The sequence below is a fragment of the Pseudomonas sp. lyk4-R2A-10 genome (genome assembly GCF_030209075.1).
Taxonomy (GTDB): Bacteria; Pseudomonadota; Gammaproteobacteria; order Pseudomonadales; family Pseudomonadaceae; genus Aquipseudomonas; species Aquipseudomonas glycinae.
Window position 1 is genome coordinate 670,773 of sequence record NZ_JARVSR010000010.1, and the last position, 23,245, is coordinate 694,017.

At 59.7% G+C, this 23,245-nt stretch carries 19 protein-coding genes; 18 read left to right on the top strand and 1 reads right to left on the bottom strand.

Annotated features, from left to right (window positions below):
• The first annotated feature begins 319 nt into the window (after positions 1 to 319).
• The 15 genes from rfaH (at position 320) to QRN46_RS16515 (ending at position 18,190) form a co-directional block, all read left to right on the top strand.
• Positions 320 to 856: a transcription/translation regulatory transformer protein RfaH gene (rfaH, locus tag QRN46_RS16445; protein WP_221614632.1), complete on the top strand. Its 537-nt coding sequence runs from the start codon at positions 320 to 322 to the stop codon at positions 854 to 856.
• 37 nt (positions 857 to 893) lie between these two features.
• On the top strand, positions 894 to 2,054 hold the full coding sequence (locus tag QRN46_RS16450) for an outer membrane beta-barrel protein (protein ID WP_285355913.1): 1,161 nt from the start codon (positions 894 to 896) through the stop codon (positions 2,052 to 2,054).
• A gap of 12 nt (positions 2,055 to 2,066) precedes the next feature.
• The gene (locus QRN46_RS16455) at positions 2,067 to 2,600 is read left to right on the top strand and encodes a polysaccharide biosynthesis/export family protein (RefSeq protein WP_011334226.1); all 534 of its coding nucleotides are present in this window, start codon (positions 2,067 to 2,069) and stop codon (positions 2,598 to 2,600) included.
• A 2-nt stretch (positions 2,601 to 2,602) separates the two neighbouring features.
• Complete coding sequence (locus tag QRN46_RS16460; protein ID WP_011334227.1) at positions 2,603 to 4,915, top strand: GumC family protein; 2,313 nt, start codon at positions 2,603 to 2,605, stop codon at positions 4,913 to 4,915.
• Between the two features lie 148 nt (positions 4,916 to 5,063).
• Complete coding sequence (locus QRN46_RS16465; protein WP_011334228.1) at positions 5,064 to 6,455, top strand: undecaprenyl-phosphate glucose phosphotransferase; 1,392 nt, start codon at positions 5,064 to 5,066, stop codon at positions 6,453 to 6,455.
• A 70-nt stretch (positions 6,456 to 6,525) separates the two neighbouring features.
• Positions 6,526 to 7,866 (top strand): UDP-glucose dehydrogenase family protein, encoded by a 1,341-nt coding sequence (locus QRN46_RS16470; RefSeq protein WP_011334229.1) that lies wholly within the window; start codon positions 6,526 to 6,528, stop codon positions 7,864 to 7,866.
• 13 nt (positions 7,867 to 7,879) lie between these two features.
• Positions 7,880 to 8,584: a WecB/TagA/CpsF family glycosyltransferase gene (locus QRN46_RS16475; protein ID WP_285355918.1), complete on the top strand. Its 705-nt coding sequence runs from the start codon at positions 7,880 to 7,882 to the stop codon at positions 8,582 to 8,584.
• Positions 8,585 to 8,586: 2 nt separating this feature from the next.
• On the top strand, positions 8,587 to 9,666 hold the full coding sequence (locus tag QRN46_RS16480) for a glycosyltransferase (RefSeq protein WP_011334231.1): 1,080 nt from the start codon (positions 8,587 to 8,589) through the stop codon (positions 9,664 to 9,666).
• The gene (locus tag QRN46_RS16485) at positions 9,663 to 10,775 is read left to right on the top strand and encodes a glycosyltransferase (protein ID WP_285355922.1); all 1,113 of its coding nucleotides are present in this window, start codon (positions 9,663 to 9,665) and stop codon (positions 10,773 to 10,775) included. Before QRN46_RS16480 ends, QRN46_RS16485 begins: the two co-directional genes overlap by 4 nt.
• Entirely contained in the window at positions 10,772 to 12,085 is a 1,314-nt protein-coding gene (locus tag QRN46_RS16490) for an O-antigen ligase family protein (RefSeq protein WP_285355924.1), read from the top strand. The genes QRN46_RS16485 and QRN46_RS16490 overlap by 4 nt, the downstream gene beginning before the upstream one ends.
• A 16-nt stretch (positions 12,086 to 12,101) precedes the next feature.
• Positions 12,102 to 13,055, top strand: a complete 954-nt coding sequence (locus QRN46_RS16495; protein ID WP_102686119.1) for a glycosyltransferase family 2 protein — start codon at positions 12,102 to 12,104, stop codon at positions 13,053 to 13,055.
• 13 nt (positions 13,056 to 13,068) lie between these two features.
• Entirely contained in the window at positions 13,069 to 14,487 is a 1,419-nt protein-coding gene (locus QRN46_RS16500; protein ID WP_285355927.1) for an oligosaccharide flippase family protein, read from the top strand.
• A 29-nt stretch (positions 14,488 to 14,516) separates the two neighbouring features.
• Positions 14,517 to 15,572, top strand: coding sequence for a UDP-glucose 4-epimerase GalE (gene galE, locus QRN46_RS16505; RefSeq protein WP_085667012.1), 1,056 nt, complete (start codon positions 14,517 to 14,519; stop codon positions 15,570 to 15,572).
• A gap of 5 nt (positions 15,573 to 15,577) precedes the next feature.
• On the top strand, positions 15,578 to 17,050 hold the full coding sequence (locus tag QRN46_RS16510) for a family 16 glycosylhydrolase (protein ID WP_285355930.1): 1,473 nt from the start codon (positions 15,578 to 15,580) through the stop codon (positions 17,048 to 17,050).
• 90 nt (positions 17,051 to 17,140) lie between these two features.
• The gene (locus QRN46_RS16515; RefSeq protein ID WP_011334238.1) at positions 17,141 to 18,190 is read left to right on the top strand and encodes an acyltransferase family protein; all 1,050 of its coding nucleotides are present in this window, start codon (positions 17,141 to 17,143) and stop codon (positions 18,188 to 18,190) included.
• Positions 18,191 to 18,299: 109 nt separating this feature from the next.
• On the opposite strand, the gene QRN46_RS16520 is transcribed toward QRN46_RS16515, so the two are convergent.
• Positions 18,300 to 19,208 (bottom strand): helix-turn-helix domain-containing protein, encoded by a 909-nt coding sequence (locus tag QRN46_RS16520; protein WP_201818526.1) that lies wholly within the window; start codon positions 19,206 to 19,208, stop codon positions 18,300 to 18,302.
• Between the two features lie 162 nt (positions 19,209 to 19,370).
• On the opposite strand from QRN46_RS16520, the gene QRN46_RS16525 reads away from it, so the two are divergent.
• The 3 genes from QRN46_RS16525 (at position 19,371) to QRN46_RS16535 (ending at position 23,206) form a co-directional block, all read left to right on the top strand.
• Positions 19,371 to 20,729 (top strand): glutamine synthetase family protein, encoded by a 1,359-nt coding sequence (locus tag QRN46_RS16525; RefSeq protein ID WP_041475556.1) that lies wholly within the window; start codon positions 19,371 to 19,373, stop codon positions 20,727 to 20,729.
• Between the two features lie 90 nt (positions 20,730 to 20,819).
• Complete coding sequence (locus QRN46_RS16530) at positions 20,820 to 21,908, top strand: polyamine ABC transporter substrate-binding protein (protein WP_285355934.1); 1,089 nt, start codon at positions 20,820 to 20,822, stop codon at positions 21,906 to 21,908.
• A complete protein-coding gene (locus QRN46_RS16535; RefSeq protein WP_011334242.1) occupies positions 21,905 to 23,206 on the top strand; it encodes an NAD(P)/FAD-dependent oxidoreductase in 1,302 nt (433 codons plus the stop codon). The genes QRN46_RS16530 and QRN46_RS16535 overlap by 4 nt, the downstream gene beginning before the upstream one ends.
• Positions 23,207 to 23,245: the final 39 nt, after the last annotated feature.

Here is a 23,245-nt window from a genome sequence, read left to right on the forward strand (position 1 = left end):
ACAGACCGCAAAGACTGTCCGATAACTACCAAGGTTATTTTTTTACAGGGCGCGAGCAATCACTTACTCGCGCCCTTTCGCTTCAGGGGCAACTACTTAGTTACCTAACTTTAAGGCTGCGACGAACAGACCGTGCGGTAGCTTTGCCTTGTAAAAAGTTAAGCCGACAACACGTACATCAATGAAACACTTTGTGATTCATGATTGAAACACTTCACCCCTCCAATAATAAAAATACACTTTCACTGCCTGCCATTACTTAGCCCTCATTAGAGCTTCTGCCTGCCATAAACTTTCGATCATCAAAGAGTTTACAAGCATGCCAGTCATCAGCTCGGACCAACCTAATTGGTACCTTTTACAATGCAAGCCACGTCAGGATGAGCGTGCCCACCTCAATCTGCTTCAACAGAACTACGTGGTCTTTCACCCTCAACTCGTCAGTGAGCGCGTCATTCGCGGGAAACGACAGCGAGTGCAGGAATCCCTCTTCCCCGGGTACTTGTTCATCCAACTCAGTCGCGACGACAACTGGGCACCCTTGCGCTCCACTCGAGGGGTCAGTCGTTTCGTCGAATTCAACCATGGTCCCGCAACAGTGGCCGAGCACGTCATCGAACACTTGCGTGCACGTTGCCTTGAATCAACGTTATCGGAGCCGGATGAAGTGCTGAAACCCGGAGAGAACCTGCAGATCGTCAGCGGTCCGCTCGCGCCATTGGAGGGCGTATTCCTGGGGTTACACGGAACCGACCGCGTGATGATCCTCCTGCAGTTTCTTAACCGTGAGCAGCCGGTCTGCCTGCCACTCAGCGTGATTGAACGTCAACAACCTGGTTTTCACCCCTACAACTAACGACTTGCCTTATATGCCCTAGCTCAGGAGCTATAACATGGCTTTGAAGTCACGATGCCCTGTCGCACTGATGATGGCCTGTCTTTATCCGGAAATGGCCTGGAGCATCAATCCGCAAGCCATTGATGTTTACGGATTCGACTTCACGTCATCTTTCCTGTTTTCAGAAAGTTATGACGACAACTTTCGCGAGTTGGAAAACAGCAAGCAGTCCTCCATGGTCACCAAGTTGGCACCCTCTTTCGAGCTCAAGGCCGAGGATCGCAACAGCGCCACCCGGCTGATCTGGCAACCCACTCGCTACATTTATCACGACGAGTCGGATGCCTCGAACACGGCCCAACGCGTACGAGCGGACAGCATCATGGAGTTCACCGACCGGCATCGTCTGAAGCTCGACGCCGAATACCGCAAATGGGAGCGCACGGAATCCACGGCGGTCGAAGGCATCAACGACAAACTCAATAACAAACGCGTAGGTGGTATCTACACCTTCGGTGCGAAAAGCGCTGACAATCAGATCGATCTCGGGGCCAGTTACGCAGAACTTCGCTACGACAACGCCGATGGCATCAACGACGACAAGGAACGCAATACCACGGCCCTCACCAGCACCTGGTATCACCGCATCGGCAGTAATACCCGAGGGCTGGTGGAATATAACCACACCGATTTTGATTACCAGCAAGCCAACAGCCCGCGCAGCAGTAAATCCGATGCTGTCATGGCCGGTGCCGTATGGGATTTCACGGCACGCACGACGGGCAAGGTCCGTATCGGTTACGAAAAAAAGAACTTCGACAACAGCGAATCCAAAGACCTAGACAACCCGACCTGGCAAGTGGATTTGCAATGGAAACCGCGAACCTATTCGACGTTCACCTTCGTCGCGCGCCAGGCCCTCGCCGAGGGCGATGACGGCGCTGATGCCGTGAAGTCAACGTTCACCCAGGTGGGATGGCGCCACGGCTGGACCGAACGGATTACGACAGTGGCGCAAGCCGGTTACGGGCGTTATGTCTACGAAGGCCAAAGCCGTACCGACAATCTTCAGGACTACAACCTGGCAGTGGTGTACGCCATGCGCCGTTGGCTGGATATCGAACTGGGTTATCGATATCGCGACAACGATTCCGATGCCGACAATGAAAGCTTCACCCGCAACGTGTTCCAGATCAGCTTCAACGTCAGCCTTTAAGAGGGTCTCGACATGAACGCTCGCACACTTGTCCTTTTGTTCGCGTTGTTTCTCTTGCCTCACGTCCATGCGGCAGATCCTGCCACGCAATACAAACTCGCCGCCGGCGACGTGTTGCGAATCATCGTTTTCGGTGAACCGGAGTTGAGCATCAAAAAGATCCGACTCAGCGATGCAGGCACCTTCTCCTATCCGTTTCTGGGAGAGATTTCCGCGAAAGGACTGACCCCCGGCCAGGTCGAGAAAATCATCGTCGACGGGCTCAAGCAGGGTTATCTGATCGACCCGAAAGTCAGTCTCAGCCAGATCGAATACCGCTCGTTCTACATCAACGGCGAAGTGAAAAAGCCCGGCAGCTACCCGTTCGTGCCCGGACTGACACTGGAAAAAGCCATTGCACTGGGCGGCGGCCTGACCGAGCGCGCCTCGATGAAGCGAGTGACCATCTTGCGCGGTGATGGTGGCGCGACCGTGACCGATAACGTCACGCGCAGCACCACGATTGCCCCCGGCGATACCATTTCCATTGCACAAGGCTTTTTCTGATCATGGACAACAGCCCCAGCAACTACGTCGAACGTCCTCTTCAAGCGCATCTGCATCCGCAGCACGGCGACGACAAGGACACCCTGGATCTGCTCAATCTGTGGAGGATTATCTGGCGCGCCAAGTGGCGCATCGGCTGGCTGGTTCTGCTGAGTTGCGTATTGGCGGCCGTGGTGGTCTCCAATATCACGCCGCAATACATTGGCAGCACCACCCTGCTGTTCAACGACAAAACACCTCCGCTGATGTCGTTCCAGCAAGTCAAGGACTCAGGCGGCAACGCCACAGATTACTTGCAGACTCAGCAGGCGCTCCTGCAATCGCGGGACCTTGCCGAACGCGCGGTGAAAAAACTCGGCCTGACGACCCACCCGGTCACCGATCCACGCCAGCAGCCCCAACCCTGGTTTGCTCCGCGCCAATGGCTGGCCAACCTGGACCTTGATCAATGGATCCCGGGACTCGGTCGATATTTGCCGCAAAAGAAAGAGCAGCTCACGGAAGCGGACGTCTTCAATCAGGTCACGCAGAACCTCATGCTGCACACAAGCGTCAAGTTCGTTGGCAAAAGCCAGTTGCTCGAAATCGAAGTCGAACTGCCAGACCCTGTTCTGGCAGCGGCGGCGGCCAACGCGCTGGCTCAGGGCTTCACCGACAGCCAGCTCGATACCAGCGAGAAATCGTCGCAAACCACCACAGCCTGGATGAACACGCGTCTGATCAAGCTGCGCGACAACCTGCGTGCGGCCGAGAAAAAGCTTCAGGGTTACCGCGAAGAACAAGGTCTGGTGGATGTTGGCGGTGTTGCCACCATCAGCGCCAACGAACTGGAAATGACCGGTAATCGCATGGTCGACGCCCGGCGCAACCGTGCTGAAGCCGAGAGCGAGTACCGCCAGGCCAAGGCCCTGGGCAACGGCGATCTGAGCCGGCTCTCCAGCGTGCCTGCGGTCTTGAGCAATCCCCTGGTGCAGAAATTCCAGGCCGATCGCGCTGTGGCTCAGGCCAAGGTTGATGAACTGGCGGGCCGCTATGGTCCAAAGCACCCCAGCCTGATTTCCGCACAAACCGAGTTGCGCACCGCCACCACCAGCCTGCAATTGCAGGTGCAGCAAGTGGTGGCCGGTATCGAGCGGCAATACCAGCTCGCCACGGCGAGCGAAGCGTCGCTGCGTCAATCCTTCAACAGCAACAAGGCGCAAATCCAGGACATCGCGCGCAAAGAGTTCCAGTTGCGCGAGTTCCAGCGTGAAGTCGACAGCACGCGCGCACTGTATGAAACCTTCGTCACCCGCCTGAAAGAAACCACGGCCACCGCCGACATGGACTCGACGAAAGTGCGCATCGTCGACCCGGCCATTGTGCCTGTCGACGCCAGCAAGCCCCGCAAGACATTGATTGTCGGGATCGTCGGGCTGATCGCTGCGGTCATCGGCGTCGGGCTGGCACTGCTCTTCGAGAGTCTGAGCAATACCTTCAAAACCGATGAGACGGTCGAGAGCGTGTTGAATGTTCCACTGCTCAGCGTCGTGCCGTTGGTGGTGAAAAAAAGTCGCCGGCAACTGGCGCGCCTTTTCGAAGACAACGACAACCCGCGTTTTTCCGAGACCATTCGCAACCTGCGTACCTGGCTGATGCTGCAAAGCAGCGAAAAGCCCTCACAGGTGGTGCTCGTGACCTCCACGGTTGCCGGCGAGGGTAAAAGCACCATCGCCACCAATCTGGCCAGTTCACTGACGCCGCTGGAGCGCGTGCTGCTGATCGATGCCGACATGCGTCAGCCAACCCTGTCGCTGAACTTCGATTTCCCACCGGACAGCCCGGGACTGGCGAATGTCATTGCCGGCACGGCCAGGCTTGAAGACTGCATTGTTTCAGTGGGCAATCTGGACATGCTGCCGGCCGGGAAGGTCTTGCCGCCGTCACTGGATATGTTCGTTGCGCCGCGCCTGCCATCCCCTGGCGATCCGCTCAACCCGGTCCAGCCACCGCCACAGGACTTGCTCAGCTCGCCCCGCATGGCGCGCATGCTCGAGGCGCTCAGATCACGCTATCGCCACATCATTATCGACTCTCCCCCTGCGGAGATGATCAGTGACGCGCTGTTGCTGGCCAGACATTCCGATGCGGTGATCTATGTCGTCAAGGCTGACAGCACCTCGATCAGCCAGGTTCAGCGAGGGATTGCCATGTTGCAACAAAGCCATGTGCCGGTCTTTGGCACGGTGCTCAACCAGGTCGACCTGCGCAAGGCGCGCAAGTACGGCTACCACCATTCCCGGGCGTTCTATAACTACGATTTCGCGCCCAGGTAACCATCGGGCGGATACGCCCGCCGCTACGCCCTCTTCTGCCAACGCACCACTCGCTTCACCTCCGCCGAGCTACGGAAAAGCCATCGGGAGGCACGCCGTGCCCGCTCGATTCGCGCTGATGCATGAATGCTGTCTTGAGGTTAAGCCTATGACTTCGCTCTATACCGCTCACATGACACACCGCCGAGGCCTGACGTTCTGGGGCCAGTGGCTGTGCGCGCTGTCGCTGGTCACCGCGCTGTTGATATTGCTCGTGCACTGGCGCGTCGGCAGTCTGACCAGCGAATACCGCATCCTGATCATTCTGACGGTGCTCGGCTCGATACCGATCTACAGCGTGATGCAGGTCTACCACAAACGCCATGGCTTGCTGGTCGGGCTTGGCAGGTTGCTGGCCGGGTGGTTGACCCTGCTGGCCGTACTGGCGGCGATTGCGTTCTTCACCCAGACCAGCGCCATTTATTCACGCCAGGTGATCATGGTCTGGGCGGTGCTGGGTTTCGTGGTGCAGGCCTTGAGCTTTCTGCCCCTGCATTACCTGGCCCGCCTGTACTCGCGCAAGGTCTGCAACGGACGTCGTTCGGTGATCATCGGTACCTGCCCGACGGCCCATGAACTGGCGAAAAAACTGTCCCGACCGAACCGCGCGCTGGTGCTGGGTTTCATTGCCGCCGAGGACAGCTGCGGCCCTGCCCCCAGCATTCTGCCGTTGCTCGGCCACGTTTCCGCTATCCGCGAGATCATCACGGGCCTGGAAGTGCGTCGCGTCTATATCGTGCTGCCGATGGCCCATGCAGCAACCATCGAAGCGCTTTATATCGACCTGCTGGACATGAATGTCGACGTGGTGTGGATCCCGGATTTTGGCAGCATGGTGTTGCTCAACCATTCGATCTCGGAAATCGAGCGAATGCCGGCCATCTACCTCAACGAGAGCCTGATCAGTTCGCACCCCGCCAGCCTGTTTTGCAAGGATCTGTTTGAGCGAAGCCTCGCCGCCCTGGCCATTTTTCTGCTCAGCCCCGTGCTGCTGGTGGTCGCCGTTGCCGTCAAGCTGACCTCTGCAGGGCCAGTGCTGTTCAAGCAGAACCGTCACGGTTGCAACGGCGAAGTGATCAAGGTCTGGAAGTTTCGCTCGATGCACGTCCACGACGACCAGGAGGTACGCCAGGCCACCCGCAACGATGACCGCCTCACGCCGATCGGCGGTTTCCTGCGCCGCAGTTCGATCGACGAATTGCCACAGCTGTTCAATGTCCTGTCCGGCCGGATGGCCCTGGTCGGCCCGCGTCCGCATGCCGTCACCCACAACCTTTATTACACCGGCAAGGTGCGCGCCTACATGGCCCGGCATCGCCTCAAGCCGGGTATCACCGGGCTGGCCCAGATCACTGGCCATCGTGGCGAAACCGAGACCGTGGAAAAGATGCAGCTGCGCGTCGCCCAGGACCTCAACTACATCAACCAGTGGTCGCTGTGGCTCGACATCAAAATCCTCATCAAGACGCCCTTCACCCTGTTCTCGAAAAACATCTACTGAGCCCCTTTCCCGCGTCTGCCGCTCTCCTGCCCGACCGTTGATAACCGTCACGACGACCTGAGGTTCGACCATGAATGTGAGCGTATTCGGTATTGGTTACGTAGGCCTTGTCCAGGGTGCTGCATTGGCCGAGGTCGGGCACAACGTGCTCTGCGTCGACGTCGACGCCGGCAGGGTCGAGGCATTGAAAGAGGGCACGCTGCCGCTCTACGAGCCGGGCCTGAAAATCCTGGTGCGCGACAACTACCAAAGCGGCCGACTGCAGTTCGGCACAGACCTGGTGGACGCCGTTCACCATGGCGATGTGCTGTTGATCGCCGTCGGCACACCGCCCGACGAAGACGGTTCGGCGGATCTCCAATACGTGTTGAGCGTGGCGCGGACCATCGCGCTGAACCTGGACCGGCACCAGATCATCGTCGACAAATCCACCGTGCCCGTCGGTACCGGCGATCGGGTGCGAGCCTGTATCGAGCAAGTATTGGCCGACAACGGTCGCGGCGATCTGACGTTCGACGTGGTTTCAAACCCGGAATTTCTCAAGGAAGGCTGCGCGGTCGAGGACTGCATGCGCCCGGACCGGATCATCATCGGCACCGACAGCCCGCGTGCCGAAGAGGTCATGCGCGAACTGTATGAGCCGTTCAATCGCAGCCGCGAAAAAATCATTGTCATGGACGTTCGCAGCGCTGAACTGACCAAGTACGCCGCCAATTGCATGCTGGCAACCAAGATCAGCTTCATGAACGAAATGGCCTGCCTCGCTGAAAAGCTCGGCGCCGACATCGAAAAGGTGCGCCACGGCATCGGTGCCGACCCGCGCATCGGTTACCAGTTTATCTACCCAGGTCTGGGCTACGGCGGCTCGTGTTTTCCCAAGGACGTGAAGGCGCTGATACAGGCGGCCGACGGTGTCGACATCGACGCCCGGGTGCTCAAGGCCGTGGAAGCGCGCAACCAGGAACAGAAAGCCAGCCTCTATCGCAAGGTATTCGATCACTTCGACGGTCACCTTCGCGGCAAGACGTTTGCCCTGTGGGGGCTGAGTTTCAAACCCAATACCGACGACATGCGCGAAGCCCCCAGCCGGGTACTGATGGAGGCTTTGTGGCAAGCCGGCGCCAGCGTGCAGGCGTTTGATCCCAAAGCCATGGAAGAGGCCCAGCGCCTTTACGGCTCGCGCGATGACCTGACCCTGACAGGCACCAAGGAAGCGGCGCTGAAAAATGCCGACGCCCTGATCATCGTCACCGAGTGGCAATCGTTTCGGGCACCGGACTTCGACCAGCTCAGCCGGTTGCTCAAACAGCCGTTGATTTTCGACGGGCGCAATCTGTTCGATCCGCAGCGTTTGAGCAAACGCGGTTTCACCTACGTCTCCGTGGGTCGGCAGACCCCTTCAGTCCTCTGAAAGGAGCCGCGCCATGTTGAAACTGGAGATAGTCGGCCATTACTCGGCGAAATTACTGGAGGCCAACCAGGCCTATTCCTTCATCAACTTTGCCTCGATCGGCAGTTTTTTCGAGCAAAATCCGAGCAGCGTTGCCTATTTTTGCGACGGCATGCTGATGTCAACCTTCATGTCTCGCATTACCGGCAGACCGATTGGTCGGGTCAGCTTCGACTTTACCTCGATAGCCGACGTCGTGCTGCGCAGCGCCGAGCAACAGGGCAAACGCGTCTATTTCGTCGGCGCTCGGCAAGCCGAGCTGGATCTGTTCATCAGCAAGATCAAGGCCCTTTATCCGCAACTGAGCATCGCCGGCTATCACAACGGCTATTTCGACGCTGCCCAGGCCGAAGACATTCGGTACGACATCTGTCGCAGCGCAGCGGACATTCTGATCGTCGGCCTGGGCGCCGGACGGCAAGAGCAGTTCGAGCAGGATGCCCTGCGCGCAGGCTTTCGCGGAGTCGCCTTCACCTGTGGCGGTTTCATCCGGCAAGAAGCCCTGGCGACGCGGCAGTACTACCCGGCGCTGATCAATCGTCTGCACCTGCGCGCGTTCTATCGCATGTACCGCGAGCCCCACACGATCAAACGCTACCTCATCGATTACCCGAGCAACTTCCTGCACCTGCTGAACATGATCGTTCGACACAAAGTCGCCATCAGCGTTGGGGAATGACCATGCACATCCTGTTTACTCTCAAGGATTTCAAGCCGGGCGGTGGCGTCGAGCGCGTTCAGCAGCGGCTGTCCGAGCAGTTTCTCAAGGACGGTCGGCGCGTGAGTTTTTTCGTCATGAACGCAGACATGCCCGACACCCGGGGCATTCAATGCTACAGCGGTGGCGGCAACGGCCTCCTCGGCCTGTTCAAGTCCATCGTTTTGCTGCGCCGGCTCATACGGCACGAAGGTGTCACCCATCTCATTTCCGCCAAGGAGCAGGCCAACCTCTGCACGTGGTTCGCCACCCTGGGCAGTGCCTGCAAAGTCATCTACAGCCGCCATGCGACCCTCGACTGCAGCGAACAGAAAACCGGCCCCTCAAGCCTGCGTCTGCTCTACGCCTTGTACCTGTGTGGCAGTGGCAAGGTGGTGACGGTTTCGTCGGCTTTGCGCCAGACCCTCGCCGATGCCGTGCCCTGGGGGCGGCAGCGCATTCGTTATTGCCCCAACGCGGTCGTCACCGATCAACTGTTTCAAGCCGCCCAGGCGCCCAGGCCGGCCGGATTGCCCCGCAACTACTGGCTGAGCCTGGGGCGTCTGGTCGAACCCAAGGGGTTTCATCTGCTGCTCGATGCCTACGCCTTGGCGCTGCGCAGCGCGGCGCTACCGGATCTGGTGATCGTCGGTGATGGCCCGTTGCGCGAAGCCTTGGTCACCCAGGCCAGGCAATTGGGTATCGCGCAACGGGTGCATTTCAGCGGTTTTATGAGCAATCCCTATCCCGTGCTCAGGCACGCCCGGCTGTTCATTCTGAGTTCCCTGCAAGAAGGCATGCCGACCGTGCTGATCGAGGCGTTGGCACTGGGCACGCCGGTGCTTGCGTGCGATTGCGAGACCGGGCCCAGAGAACTGCTGGACCACGGCCGACTCGGTCAACTGGTGATCGTCAACGACGTACAGGCACTGGCCGAGGGAATGCTGTGCAACCTGACCTCAGGTCATGCCGTCGCTCCCGGCGAAAAGGCGCTCACTGACACCCTGCGCCCGTACACCAGCCAGCACGCGGCGCAGGCGTACTACCAGGTCTGGAATCAATGAAAAAATTACTGATCATCCTCCACGACCTCAGCGCCGGCGGTGCTGAAAAAATGATGGCGCGCCTGGCCAAGGCGCTGGTGGATGCGGGCAATGACGTGACGTTGCTGATGCTCACCGGTGGCGGCACTCACGCAGCCCATCTAGACCCGCGCGTGAAAAAGGTTGAATTGCACAGCCCGCGCAGCGTCCGTGCGGTGCCGGCACTGACGCGATTCCTGCGTGACAATCGCTTTGACGCCCAGCTGGCGGCCCTCACCCACGTCAACGTGGTGGCGATCGTCGCGGCGGCACTGTCCGGTACGCTGGCCCGACTGCACGTCAGCGAGCGCAATGCCTTTTCCCATGACCGGCACGTGAACCCCGATTTCATGGTGCGCATGGCATATCGGGTGGCACCGCTGCTGTATCGGCTGATTCCCAATCCGGTGATCTGTGTTTCGCGCGGCGTCGCCCAGGATCTGGTCGATACCACCCTCGCCCGACGCCGGGACGTGACCATTGCCGACAACCCGGTGCTCGACAACGACTTTCGCGAGAAGACGCCGGGACTGCCCCGCCACCGCTGGCTGCTGGATAAGTCCGGCACAGTGATTGTCGCCGTGGGGCGCCTGGCGCCGCAAAAAGGTTTCGACACGCTGATCACAGCATTCGCCGCACTGCCGGATCGCGATGCCCGCCTGATCATTTTTGGCGAAGGCGCCCTCCGGGCCGAACTGCTTCAGCAGGCGAAACAGCTGGGGGTCGCGGAGCGCTTCGATCTGCCGGGCTATACCAACGATCCCCTGGTAGAAGTAGCCGCAGCCGATTGCTTCGTGTTGTCGTCGCGTTTCGAGGGCAGCCCCAACGCGCTGGTCGAGGCGTTATCCACCGGCACGCCGGTGGTGGCGACCCGCTGCCCCCATGGTCCGCAAGACATCCTCGTCGGCGGTCTGGTGGCGCCGCTGGTTGCTGTCGATGATCCGATCGCCCTGGCACAGGCCATCGTCGAGCAATTGTCCATACCGCGCGATCTGCAGCGTCAATCACGCCTCGATGCGGCCGCGCGATTCATGAGTGCCAGTGCAGTGCAGACCTACCTCAAAGCACTGGTTGGAGACCCGTCACCATGAGCCCCCTGACGATCCGCTATTCGACACTGCGCGACGCCTTCACCCTGTTCGGCATCCTGTTCTACATCCAGGTGATTACCTTTGTCCTCGGTCTGGGCAGTGCCGCGAGCTTCGGCGATATCAACAAAGACCTCGAAGGCAATGTCGCCAATCAGGTCTGCGGCCTCATCACGCTGCTGGTACCGTTGTTCTTTTTCATCCGCAACAAGGTATTCCTCAGCAAGACCTTTTATCGCAGCAACTTCTTTCTGCTGGTGTTCCTGCTCTGTGTCATCGCGTCGATCGGCTGGTCCCACGACCCGATGCTCAGTCTCAAGCGGTTTATCGCCCTGCTCGGCGTGGTGTTTTTTGCAGGCTTCATTGCCTATAACTACTCCCTTGAAAAAATCGCCTTCATGCTCGGCTGCGCTATTGGCATCGCGGCGTTGATCGGGTTGTTGCTCGCCGTGGTCATGCCTGAAGTGGCGTTTCTCTCCGGGGGCATTCGCGACGGCGCGTTCAAAGGTGTTTTCGCCGAAAAGAATGCCGGCGCCCGACTCAATGCGATCGCCATCATGCTGTTGCTGCCGATGATCCGGCAGCGCAATCGCTGGGCGCTCTTCTGTTCGTTCTTTTCGCTGGTCGCGATCCTGCTTGCCCAGTCAGCCACCGGCGTGGCGCTGATCATTTCCGGCACGATCAGCTACTGGTACTTCCTCACAATGATCCGTTTGGGGATCAATCGCTCGCAGCTGATGTTCCTCGGGTGCACCCTCCTTTACCTGCTGGTTTGCCTGTTTCTGTACAGCAACTTTGCGGTGCTGCTGGAAATGGCCGGGCGCGATCCGTCACTGACCGATCGGACCCTGATCTGGGAACTGCTCGCGCCTTTCATCGACAGCCAGTTACTCAAGGGCTACGGCTTCGGCGCCTTCTGGGCAAGTCCCGATGCCGATGCGTTCATCACCCGCTGGGGTTACATCGGCAACGCCCACAGTGGCTACATGGAGACCTTGCTCAACGGCGGCCTCATCCAGTTGACGGCGCTGGCATTGATGTTGGGTGAGGCACTGTTCAAGCAATACCGCGCGGTGACGGCGAATCAGGCCGCTCGATTTCGTGCCAGTGCGCTGGTCATCATCGGCCTGTTCGCCGTCACCAATTATGTGGCGTACGTGATCCCCAACTACCGCTCCGCCGAGTTTCTGGTGTTCTGCACCCTGGCCCTGACCTTCCGGCACCACCACGCGACCTCCCCCGAATCCTCACCGGCAGCGCTGCGTCAGCGTTCGTCGGGCAGCGCACTACCGCGCGATTCCGCCCGCGCGTAACCCAAGGAGAATCACCGTGCCAAACCAAGCTCCCCGTTCAGCAGATTCAGTGTGCGTCATCATTCCGATGTACAACGGCGCCGACAGCATCGAGCAGACACTGACGTCCCTGGCCCGGCAAACCCGACTGCCCGATCACGTCATCGTCATCGACGACGGATCCACCGATGACGGACCACAGCGGGTCAGAGACTTTGTCGCGCCGTTTCGCTTGACGCTGTTACAGCAACCCAACGAAGGCCAGGCCAGCGCCCGTAATCATGGGATGCGGCACTCCGAAGAAACGTTTGTGGCAATGCTCGATGCCGATGACCAATGGCATCCGCGAAAGCTGGAGTTACAGCTGGCACTGTATGACGAACTCACCCGCCAGGGCCGGCCGGTGGGGCTGATCGACTGCTATGCGCAGGTCAATTACAGCGATGGCAGACGTCAGCTGGACGACCGGTTGAAGAACGGCAGGCACTTCTACGATTTCATCCACGCCAATGTCGTCAATGGCGTCTCCACCGCGCTGGTCAAACGTGACGTGATCATGCAACTCGGCGGCTTCGATGCCAGCCTGCGCTATTCCGAAGACCGCTTCATGTGGACCCGGATCGCCGAGCACTGGGAGATCCACACGGTGCCGGAGGTGCTGCTGGAGCGCACGGTCAATGGCGGCAACATGACCGCGAATCCGAAAAAGTACTACCAGAACAAAATCCGCTTCATCGAGGTGTACCTCGCCCGCTACGGCGCGCAGCTGACCCGGCAGCAGCGGATCGATTTCGTGCTGGGCAACCACACCGATTTTCTCGAGGCGTTTTCCCGACGTGGCGAGCATGACCAGGTCCTCGGCGTATACCGGCGAATGCTGGATTGCTCCTGGCAGGCCCTGATCTTCGCCAGCGGCAAACCGACCTTGCGCTACCTGTATGCCCGCGCCAGAACCTTGCGCAAGGCAACGGCGTCAACCACGGCTCATTGATCCGGTATCCGCCATGGCCAACCACCGTCTGACGACATTGACCTGGATCTTCACCGAGAAATTCGGCCTGATCCTGCTGTCGATGATTACCTTTGTCGCCTACGCCAGGCTGCTGTCGCCAGCCGAGCTGGGTGTGGGCACGGTGATCATTGCCATCGTCGAACTGATCGGTCTGGTGTACTCGTCGGTGCTCGAAGACCCGCTGGTACGGCTTGAGCGGCTGGAAGACAAGCACATCTCCACCGCCTACTGGGCGGCGGTGCTCGTCAGCCTGGCGAGCATCGGCGTCATTTCGGGCGCGGTCATGCTGTACACCCCCGACCCGCTGCTGCAATGGATGACGGCGATAGCCTCGATAAAGATCCTGTTCACCATGATGGCGCGGGTCTATGTGGCGCAGATGCGCCGCAGCAGCAACTTCAGGATGCTGGCGTCGCGCACGCTGCTGGGCAAAGTGGCGGGCGGCATCGGCGGGATTGCCGTTGCGCTTTGGGGGCTGGGGGCGTGGGCGGTCATTGCCCAGGCGCTGATCATGGAACTGGTGTCGATCATTGTGTTGATGCGCGCCGACCCGCGGCGCATCCCCTTTCACATCGACGGCCCGACCCTGCGCGAGTTGTTGAGGTCAGGCGCACCGGTTGCCGTCAACGCGCTGAGCTCGCAAACCCTGCAGCGCGGGGTCAATGTGGTGCTGGGCATCACCGCCGGCGCGAACGCGGTCGGCATGTTCAACATGGCGATGCGCATCATCGAACTGCCACGCACTGCAATCTACAACGGCCTGCTGAGCTATGCGCTGCCGGCGTTCTCCCGGCGCAGCGCAGAGCCCAGACGATTGATCGGGATCATTGGCGATTCAACCGCCGTCAGCGGTTTTCTGCTGATGCCGCTGTTCATCGGCATCGCACTCACGGCAAACGACCTGATCCTTTTGATATTCGGCGCCAAATGGGCTGAAGCCATTCCTCTGCTGCAAGTGCTGGCCTGCACGGCAGCCATCGGCAACACCGCCATGTACGCCACCACCGCACTGGTGGCGGTCAACCGCAGCCACCTCACGATCAAGGCCGAAGTGCTGACCACCGCGCTGGCCCTGGCGCTGGTCTACACCCTCGGCAACCTGTACGGCGGCATGGCAGCAGCCGTCGCTCTGCTGGCGCGCATGCTGGTCATCACGCCGTTGCAAATCCGCGGCCTGAACACGGCGATCGGCTACAGCTGGCGCGGCTTTTTCGAAGCCAGTTACCGCAGCATGATCGCTTCCCTGGTCATGGCTGCAACCGTGCTGCTGGTGCTACCGCAGCTGGGTCTCCAGGGTTACCTGCATTTGATCGGCAGCGTCGTGCTCGGCGCACTGAGTTATGCCGTGGGTTACAGCGCCCTGCACCCGCACTGGCCACAGGAATTCAAATCGGTTTTCACCTCCCGCTGAGTTCAGCCCTGAGACAGGAAGGCCTCACCATGCGCAAAACCACGTTGATTACTGGCGGAGCCGGCTACATCGGCTCGCATACGGCTCTGGCCCTCATTAACGCCGGCCACAAGGTGCTGGTGCTCGACAACCTGTGCAACAGCTGTCGAGAGTGCATCCGGCGCCTCGAGCAACTGACCCTGACCCGCGTCGACTTCATCAAGGGCGATATTCGCGACCCGGTCCTGCTCGACGATATCTTCAGCCGATACAACATCGACGCCGTGGTGCACTTTGCCAGTCTCAAATCCGTCGAGGAAAGCGTGCGCAAGCCGCTGGACTACTACGTCAACAACGTTGCCGGCACCCTTGGCCTGTGTCAGGCGATGGCCCGCAATAACGTATTCCGGCTGGTGTTCAGCTCGTCAGCCACGGTGTACGGGGAGCCGACGCGCACGCCGATTGCCGAAGATTTCGGCACCGGCAAACCGGTCAATCCCTATGGCCGCACCAAGCTGATGATCGAAGAGTTGCTGACGGATCTGTGCAACTCCGATCCGCGCTGGAGCATTGGATTATTGCGTTACTTCAACCCGATCGGCGCCCACGAAAGCGGAATGATCGGCGAAGACCCGAGCGGCCGACCCAACAACCTGCTGCCTTGCCTGACCCAGGTTGCCATAGGCCGGATACCCGAACTCACGGTGTACGGCAGCGACTATCCCACCGTGGACGGGACCTGCGTGCGCGACTACATCCACGTGGTCGACCTGGCCATCGGTCATCTCAAGGCACTGCAAGTGCTGCAGCACGACAATGGCATTCATTTCTGGAACCTCGGCACGGGCGTCGGCTACAGCGTGCTACAGATCATCCACAGTTTCGAGGACATCACCGGCATCAGCATTCCGTACCGCTTCGCCCCTCGACGTCTCGGCGACATCGCCAAGTGCTGGGCCGATCCGGCCAAGGCAGGACGCGAACTGGGCTGGAGCGCGCAGCGCGGCCTGGAACAAATGATCACCGATAGCTGGCGCTGGCAGTCGTGCAATCCGCAGGGGTATCAATCTTCATTCAAGATTCCGGCACCCGTTGCGGTGAAGTGATGCCGATGTTCAGAGAATGTCTGCTGGCCGTGCTGTTTTCGGTTGCGCTGCCAAGCAACGCAGCGCAGGCGCCTCCTGCGGTGCCGACCACCGGCCTGGTGTTGTGGCTGGACGCGGCCGACGTGACATCGATGAACCTGGATGCGCAGAACCGGCTCCAGCGCTGGAGCGACAAATCTGCCAAGGCCAATGACGCGACGGTCGCTGACGCCACCTCACCGCCACTGCGGATGGAGAGCGGCTTGAATGGGCACTCGGTGGTGCGCTTCGACGGCAACTCGGGATTACTCGGCCGGACCCTGCGCACGGCTAAAGGATCGGCGACCGTACTGATCGTGTCCCGTCGGCTGCCGGAACAGGCCGGGGTCGATCCCTGGCAACGGTTGTTCAGTTCAAGGCCGCAGGCCGCCAGCAACGATAACGTGCTGCCGAATTTCGCCGTGAGCCTTGCGCAAACCGGTGCTTATGAGCCGACGGTTTCTGTCCTTGAGCTGCAGGACGTCCCACTGGGACCGTATGGCGTGGGGCGCAATGCCGTCGGCAATGCCGAAAACTTTCGCGGCGACATCGCCGAAGTCCTGGTGTATGACCGGCCGTTTGCCTCGCTCGCGGAGCGCCAGCGCGTATTTCGCTACCTGGCAGACAAGTGGTCCGTGGCCATGCCGGTTCAGGCCGATACTTGGACACGTGTCGGCCCGCTGGACGCTCTGCCATCCCACATCCATGCCGATCTGCCATTGTCCGATCAGGCCAATGCCGGCCGGTGGTTGCTCAACACCACGCTGTCCGACGAGTTCGATGGCACCACCCTCGACCGCACGCGCTGGCACGTCAACAATGCTATCGGGAACGAATCGCTGGGACGCAAGCCGGCGTTGTTCACCGAGCGCAATGCCAGCGTCAGCAACGGCTATCTGAAGATTGTCTTTCGCAAGGAAACCCTGCCGCCGAAATACGTGCAGCTAGGTTTCAAGGATTACACCTCGGCGATGGTTCGTACCCTCGAACGTGGCTTCTACGGCTATTACGAAACACGGGCCAAACCCATGAACTCTGCGGCTTCCAGCGCGTTCTGGCTGGCGTGGACAGGCATGGCCGACAACGCCACCGAAATCGATATCTTCGAAATCGGCGGCAAGACCAAAGAGGCGGCCTCGGACCGCGCCTACAACATGAACGCCCACCTCTGGGCCACGCCACAGAGCACCGAACATATCGCCGACGGCAGCACCTGGACCAGCCCCTGGCGGCTGGCTGGCGACTTTCATGTCTACGGCTTCGACTGGCAACCCGACACCCTGCGCTGGTACGTCGATGGCGTTCTGGTCAGGGAGTCGAAGAACAACCACTTTTTCTACCCCATGCAGATCGTCTTTGACAGTGAGGCCATGTGGAAATGGTTCGGTGTGGTCGACGATGCTGACCTGCCCTCCACGTTCGAAGTCGATTACATCCGCATGTGGCTACGCAGTCCTTGAGCACCCTACGCCGCTTTGGCCTTGAGTCGGATGTCATACGACACAGTCCTCAGTTTTCGATCCGCGCTGACGAGTCTGGAGCGCCTGTACATGAACAACCGGCGACTGAACGAGCTGGATTTGCTGCGCTTCCTTGCGGCGTTCGCCGTGGTGATTTTTCACTATGCATTTCGCGGGTATGCGAGGGGGGACATGTCCGTGATGCCCTACCCCATGCTGGCTGACGTAGCCAAATACGGTTATCTGGGCGTCGAGCTGTTTTTCATGATCAGCGGATTCGTGATCCTGATGACCGCTTCGAGCAACGACCTCAAAGCGTTCTTCATTTCCCGCGTCATTCGCCTCTGCCCGGCGTTCTGGGTGTGCTGCACGATCACTTTTCTCGTCACGCTGGCCATTGGGCAGCCGAGATTTTCGGCTGACCTTTATCAATACGTGATCAACCTGACATTTCTGGGCGACGTGATCGGTGTGCCACCCATAGACGGGGTCTACTGGTCGCTGTTCGTCGAGATAAAGTTCTACTTCATGATCGCCATTCTGTTGGCTTTCAAGAAAATAGAGAAAATAGAAACCTTCCTCGTACTCTGGCTGCTGATCTCGGCCGCAGCGGAAGTCTTTGCTTTCGAAAAGCTGCGCTCGGTACTGATCACCGACTACGCGGCCTATTTCATCGCCGGCGCGACGTTCTACATCATTTGGGACAAGGGTTTTACCAAGTCCCGTATTTCCCTGTTGGCCGCTGCGCAGGCATTGGCCAGCTTCAACGCGATCAAGTGGGCCGAATCGATCGAACTGAAATATTCGACCGAATACGATTCGTTGATCATCTGCGGTGTCATTGCCCTGTTTTTCATGACGTTTCTTTTTATCTCGACGCATAAAACGTCAGCCATCGGGAGGTTCGACTGGACAGCGTTGGGCGCCCTGACGTACCCGCTTTACCTGCTGCATCAAATGATCGGTTTCATGATCTTCAATGTCGCTTATCCGGCCATGAATCCACACGTCCTGCTCTGGGGCACCATCGCTTTGATGATAGGTGCGTCCCATGTCATCCATAAAGAAATAGAAACCCCGATGGCCAGACTGATGAAAAGATCCCTTTCGTCCTCCTTCAAGCGTCTCAGAGTTGGTTAGTCGGTAACGCAACAGGCTTGGCAATATCGGCAGATGAAAAAGGCGGGAGAGGCTTCGGTGAATACCGAAACCTCTCCCGCCTTTTTTTGTTTGTGGCGCAGAGCGCCCGTCACAAGGACGATGAACGCTTCAACGTCTCGCTCGGCAACTCCTTGAACAACGTTCGATAACTGCTTGAAAAACGACCCAAATGCCAGAATGACCAGTTCATCGCCACTTCCGCCACCGTGGTGTCTGCCGGCGATCGTTTGAGCAATTCCCGCCGCGCACTGTTGAGCCTGCGCAACCGCAGCCAGTGGCTCGGCGACATCCCCGTGTAAGCCTTGAAGGTCTGCTGCAACTGGCGCAGGGAAACCCCGGCGACCCGCGATAACTCAAGCAGATTGACGGTTTCTTCCGGCGAATCCGCTGCCCACTCGCCCACGCGTTTGAGGGTGATTCGCTCTTCGGCGCGCCGCTGCAAGCCACCGCCGTCCAGGCACACGCTCGCGTTGTCGAGGATGAACAGGCAGTCCTCCAGCAACTGTTGAGTCAGTGCTTCTTTGCTTGGCTGATCAAGGGTTTGCGACAACTTCGTGAGAGTGGAGCTTAACCAGCGGCTGAACAATCCATTCTGCGCGCCATTGAGCGGCGCCATGAACAGACCTTCCAGCCTGGCCACGTCCAGGCCATTGCGCTGGACGAAATCCGGGCCGAACACCACGGCGATTTCCTGGTAGTTCTCTGGGGTGATCCAGATGTTGCGGCTCTCTTCATTGAGCAGATAGAGCGCGTTGTCGCTGCGATCGAAACAGAACGCCAGCGCCCCTTCCGGCGCACTGAAATTCTGCTCGACCCGAGTGTTCATCTGTTCTTCGTAAACCTCCACACCCTGCAAATCCAGATAGCGGATCTGCCCGGCGAAATGCCCCGGCGACATCTGCTGGTAATGCTGAACCCAACCCGGCGTGGCGCGGATCTGTTCGGTGACATCGGCGGTGTTGAACGCTTGAACCTGAAGCGGATTGCACGTCGTCATGGGGAACCTTGCGCACTCTTTTGGTGCGCTTTGGTGCTGCTGAAAGTGGATAGATGGAACGGCAAGGCCCGCCCAAGATAGTCGTCAACGCGCCACAGGGGAAGCCTGCGAAAGATGAAATCGCTTTTCCCCCGCGTCAACAAAACCAACGACGAGGTCTTTATGAATGCCCCTTTCGATCAGCTGTTCACGTGGCTGAAAGATCACAAGATTACCGAAGTGGAATGCGTGGTCAGCGACCTGACCGGCATCGCCCGCGGCAAGATCGCACCGACCAACAAGTTCCTGCATGAGCGAGGCATGCGCCTGCCGGAAAGTGTGCTGCTGCAAACGGTAACCGGGGATTTTGTCGACGACGACATCTACTACGACCTGCTCGACCCGGCCGACATCGACATGGTCTGCAAACCGGTGAGCGACGCGGTGTACGTGATCCCGTGGGCCATCGAGCCGACCGCCATCGTCATCCACGACACCTTCGACAAGTTCGGCAACCCGATCGAACTGTCGCCGCGCAACGTGCTGAAGAAAGTCCTGCAGCTGTACACCGACAAAGGCTGGAAGCCGATCGTGGCGCCGGAAATGGAGTTCTACCTGACCCAGCGCTGCGAAGACCCGGACTTGCCATTGAAAGCACCGCTGGGCCGTTCCGGTCGCGCCGAAAGCGGTCGTCAGTCGTTCTCCATCGACGCCGCCAACGAATTCGATCCATTGTTCGAAGACGTCTACGACTGGTGCGAACTGCAAGGCCTGGACCTGGACACGCTGATCCACGAAGACGGCCCGGCGCAGATGGAAATCAACTTCCGCCACGGCGACGCGCTCGATCTGGCCGACCAGATCACCGTGTTCAAGCGTACCCTGCGTGAAGCCGCCCTCAAGCACAACGTGACCGCGACTTTCATGGCCAAGCCGATCGGCGACGAGCCCGGCAGCGCCATGCACCTGCATCAGAGCGTGGTCGAGATCGCCAGCGGCCAGCCAATTTTCGCCAATGCCGACGGCAGCATGAGCGACCTGTTCCGCCATCACATCGGCGGCCTGCAGAAGTACATTCCGAAGGTGCTGCCGATGTTCGCGCCGAACGTGAACTCGTTCCGCCGCTTCCTGCCGGACACCTCGGCACCGGTCAACGTCGAATGGGGCGAAGAAAACCGCACCGTCGGCCTGCGGGTGCCAACCTCCGGACCTGAGGCGATGCGGGTTGAGAACCGTCTGCCCGGCGCCGACGCCAACCCGTACCTGGCCATCGCCGCGAGCCTGCTATGCGGCTACATCGGTATGGTCGAAGGCGTCGAACCGAGCGCCGCCGTCGAAGGCCGGGCTTACGAGCGCCGCAACCTGCGCCTGCCGATCACCATCGAAGAAGCCCTGACCCAGATGGAAGAGTGCGACACCGTCGCGCAATACCTGGGCAGCAAGTTCGTACGCGGCTACGTCGCGGTGAAACGCGCCGAGCACGAAAACTTCAAGCGCGTGATCAGTTCCTGGGAGCGGGAGTTCCTGTTGCTGAGCGTTTAAGCCTGAGACCTGATCGCTCCCGGACACTGTCCGGGAGCGATCCCTACCGACTTTACGAGCATAAAAAATCCAACTCGAAGAGGTGTCGATATGCGTCTGTTGAAATCCATGATCCCCGCCGCGCTGGCCCTGGCGTGCAGTGCCGGTGCCTTCGCCCAACCCCAGGTCAGCGTCTACAACTGGACCGATTACATTGGCGAAACCACCCTCGCCGACTTCCAGTCCTCCAGCGGGATCAAGGTGATCTACGACGTCTTCGACTCCAACGAAACCCTCGAAGGCAAACTGCTCGCCGGTCGCACCGGTTACGACGTGGTGGTGCCGTCCAACCACTTCCTCGCCCGTCAGGTAAAGGCCGGTGCGTTCCTCAAACTGGACCGCTCGCAACTGCCGAACTGGAAAAACCTCGACCCGAAACTGCTGGCCCTGCTTGAGAAAAACGATCCGGGCAACGAGCACTCGGTGCCGTACCTGTGGGGCACCAACGGCATCGGCTACAACGTCGACAAGGTCAAGCAAGTGCTGGGCATCGATCACATCGATTCCTGGGCCGTGCTGTTCGAACCGGAAAACCTGAAGAAACTCACCCAGTGCGGTGTGTCGATGATGGACTCGGCCGATGAAGTGTTCCCGGCCATCCTCAACTACATGGGCATGGACCCGCGCAGCGAGAAACCCGAAGACTACAAGAAGGCCGAAGAGAAACTGCTTAGCATCCGGCCGTACATCACCTATTTCCATTCCTCGAAATACGTGTCCGACCTGGCCAACGGTGACATCTGCGTGGCCTTCGGTTACTCCGGCGACGTGTTCCAGGCCGCCAATCGCGCCAAGGAAGCCAAGAACGGCGTGAACATCGCCTATTCGATTCCCAAGGAAGGCGCGAACCTGTGGTTCGACCTGCTGGCGATTCCCGCCGATGCCGGCAACACCAAGGAAGCCCACGCCTTCATCAATTACCTGCTCGATCCGCAAGTGATCGCCAAGGTCAGCGCCTCGGTGGGTTACGCCAACCCGAACCCGGCGGCCAAGCAATATATGGATCCCGAGCTGGTCAACAATCCCGAGGTCTATCCGTCTCAGGAAGTCCTCGACAAGCTCTACATCTCCTCTACCCCGCCCCAGTCGATCATGCGTCTGATGACCCGGTCCTGGAGCAAAGTGAAGTCGAACAAATGAATCAGTACACCCAGGAACACGCCCAGTCCTATTACGCCGCGTCGGCCCGGGCCAGCACACCCTATCCGGAACTGGCGGGCGACCTGATCGCCGATGTCTGCGTGATCGGCGGCGGGTTCACCGGCGTCAACACGGCCATTGAACTGGCGCAGCGCGGGCTTTCGGTGATTCTGCTCGAAGCCCGGCGCATCGGCTGGGGCGCCAGCGGGCGCAATGGCGGGCAGCTGATTCGCGGGATCGGCCATGACGTCGAAGGTTTCTCACGGCATGTCGGCAGCGAAGGCGTGCGCTATCTGCACCGGGCCGGGATCGATTCGGTGGAGCTGGTGCGCCAGCGCATCACCGACAACGCCATCGAGTGCGACCTGCGCTGGGGCTTCTGCGAGCTAGCCAACACCCCGGCGCAGTTCGACGCCTTCAAGGCCGAGCAGGACAGCCTGGCGCAGCTGGGTTACCGCCATGAAACGCGGCTGGTCGCCCCTGAGCTGATTCGTCAGCAAGTTGTGAACGCGGGCGTCTACAAGGGCGGCCTGATCGACAAGGGCTCAGGGCATCTGCACCCGCTCGACCTGGTCCAGGGCGAAGCCCGACTGGCAGCCTCCCTCGGGGTGCGGATTTTCGAGCAGAGCCCGGTGCTGGAAATTCTCCACGGTTCGACCGTTCAAGTCCGCACCCAGAGCGGCACGGTGCGCGCCGGCAGTCTTGTGCTCGGCTGCAACGCGCATCTGGATGAACTTGAACAGCAACTCAGCGGCAAAGTGCTGCCCGCTGGCAGTTACATCATCGCCACTGAACCGCTGTCGGCGGAACGCGCCGCCGAGCTGATTCCGCAGAACCTGGCGCTGTGCGATCAGAAAGTCGGCCTCGACTACTACCGGCTCTCGGCGGACCGGCGCTTGCTGTTCGGCGGCGCCTGCCATTATTCGGGACGGGACCCGGCGGACATCGCCGCGTACATGCGACCAAAGATGCTCAAGGTCTTCCCGCAACTGGCGGATGTGCGCATCGACTATCAGTGGGGCGGCAAGATCGGCATCACCGCCAACCGCTTCCCACAGGTCGGCCGTTTGAAGCAGCACCCGAACGTGTTCTACGCCCAGGGCTATTCCGGTCACGGTCTGAACGTCACCCACTGGTGCGCCAGGCTGCTGGGCGAAGCGATTCATGCCGGCCACAGTCAGGGCATGGACGTGTTCAGCAATGTGCCGCACATGACCTTCCCCGGCGGCCCGGCGCTGCGCTCGCCACTGCTGGCACTGGGTATGTTCTGGTATCGCCTGCGGGAGCTGCTGGGATGACGCTTCGCGGTTAAAGCATCCTGCACATTTGCTCTATCG

Coding starts and splice junctions, on each gene's coding strand:
- rfaH (WP_221614632.1), top strand. CDS start 320: ATGCCAGTCATCAGCTCGGACCAACCTAATTGGTACCTTTTACAATGC.
- QRN46_RS16450 (WP_285355913.1), top strand. CDS start 894: ATGGCTTTGAAGTCACGATGCCCTGTCGCACTGATGATGGCCTGTCTT.
- QRN46_RS16455 (WP_011334226.1), top strand. CDS start 2,067: ATGAACGCTCGCACACTTGTCCTTTTGTTCGCGTTGTTTCTCTTGCCT.
- QRN46_RS16460 (WP_011334227.1), top strand. CDS start 2,603: ATGGACAACAGCCCCAGCAACTACGTCGAACGTCCTCTTCAAGCGCAT.
- QRN46_RS16465 (WP_011334228.1), top strand. CDS start 5,064: ATGACTTCGCTCTATACCGCTCACATGACACACCGCCGAGGCCTGACG.
- QRN46_RS16470 (WP_011334229.1), top strand. CDS start 6,526: ATGAATGTGAGCGTATTCGGTATTGGTTACGTAGGCCTTGTCCAGGGT.
- QRN46_RS16475 (WP_285355918.1), top strand. CDS start 7,880: ATGTTGAAACTGGAGATAGTCGGCCATTACTCGGCGAAATTACTGGAG.
- QRN46_RS16480 (WP_011334231.1), top strand. CDS start 8,587: ATGCACATCCTGTTTACTCTCAAGGATTTCAAGCCGGGCGGTGGCGTC.
- QRN46_RS16485 (WP_285355922.1), top strand. CDS start 9,663: ATGAAAAAATTACTGATCATCCTCCACGACCTCAGCGCCGGCGGTGCT.
- QRN46_RS16490 (WP_285355924.1), top strand. CDS start 10,772: ATGAGCCCCCTGACGATCCGCTATTCGACACTGCGCGACGCCTTCACC.
- QRN46_RS16500 (WP_285355927.1), top strand. CDS start 13,069: ATGGCCAACCACCGTCTGACGACATTGACCTGGATCTTCACCGAGAAA.
- galE (WP_085667012.1), top strand. CDS start 14,517: ATGCGCAAAACCACGTTGATTACTGGCGGAGCCGGCTACATCGGCTCG.
- QRN46_RS16510 (WP_285355930.1), top strand. CDS start 15,578: ATGTTCAGAGAATGTCTGCTGGCCGTGCTGTTTTCGGTTGCGCTGCCA.
- QRN46_RS16515 (WP_011334238.1), top strand. CDS start 17,141: ATGAACAACCGGCGACTGAACGAGCTGGATTTGCTGCGCTTCCTTGCG.
- QRN46_RS16520 (WP_201818526.1), bottom strand. CDS start 19,208: ATGACGACGTGCAATCCGCTTCAGGTTCAAGCGTTCAACACCGCCGAT.
- QRN46_RS16525 (WP_041475556.1), top strand. CDS start 19,371: ATGAATGCCCCTTTCGATCAGCTGTTCACGTGGCTGAAAGATCACAAG.
- QRN46_RS16530 (WP_285355934.1), top strand. CDS start 20,820: ATGCGTCTGTTGAAATCCATGATCCCCGCCGCGCTGGCCCTGGCGTGC.
- QRN46_RS16535 (WP_011334242.1), top strand. CDS start 21,905: ATGAATCAGTACACCCAGGAACACGCCCAGTCCTATTACGCCGCGTCG.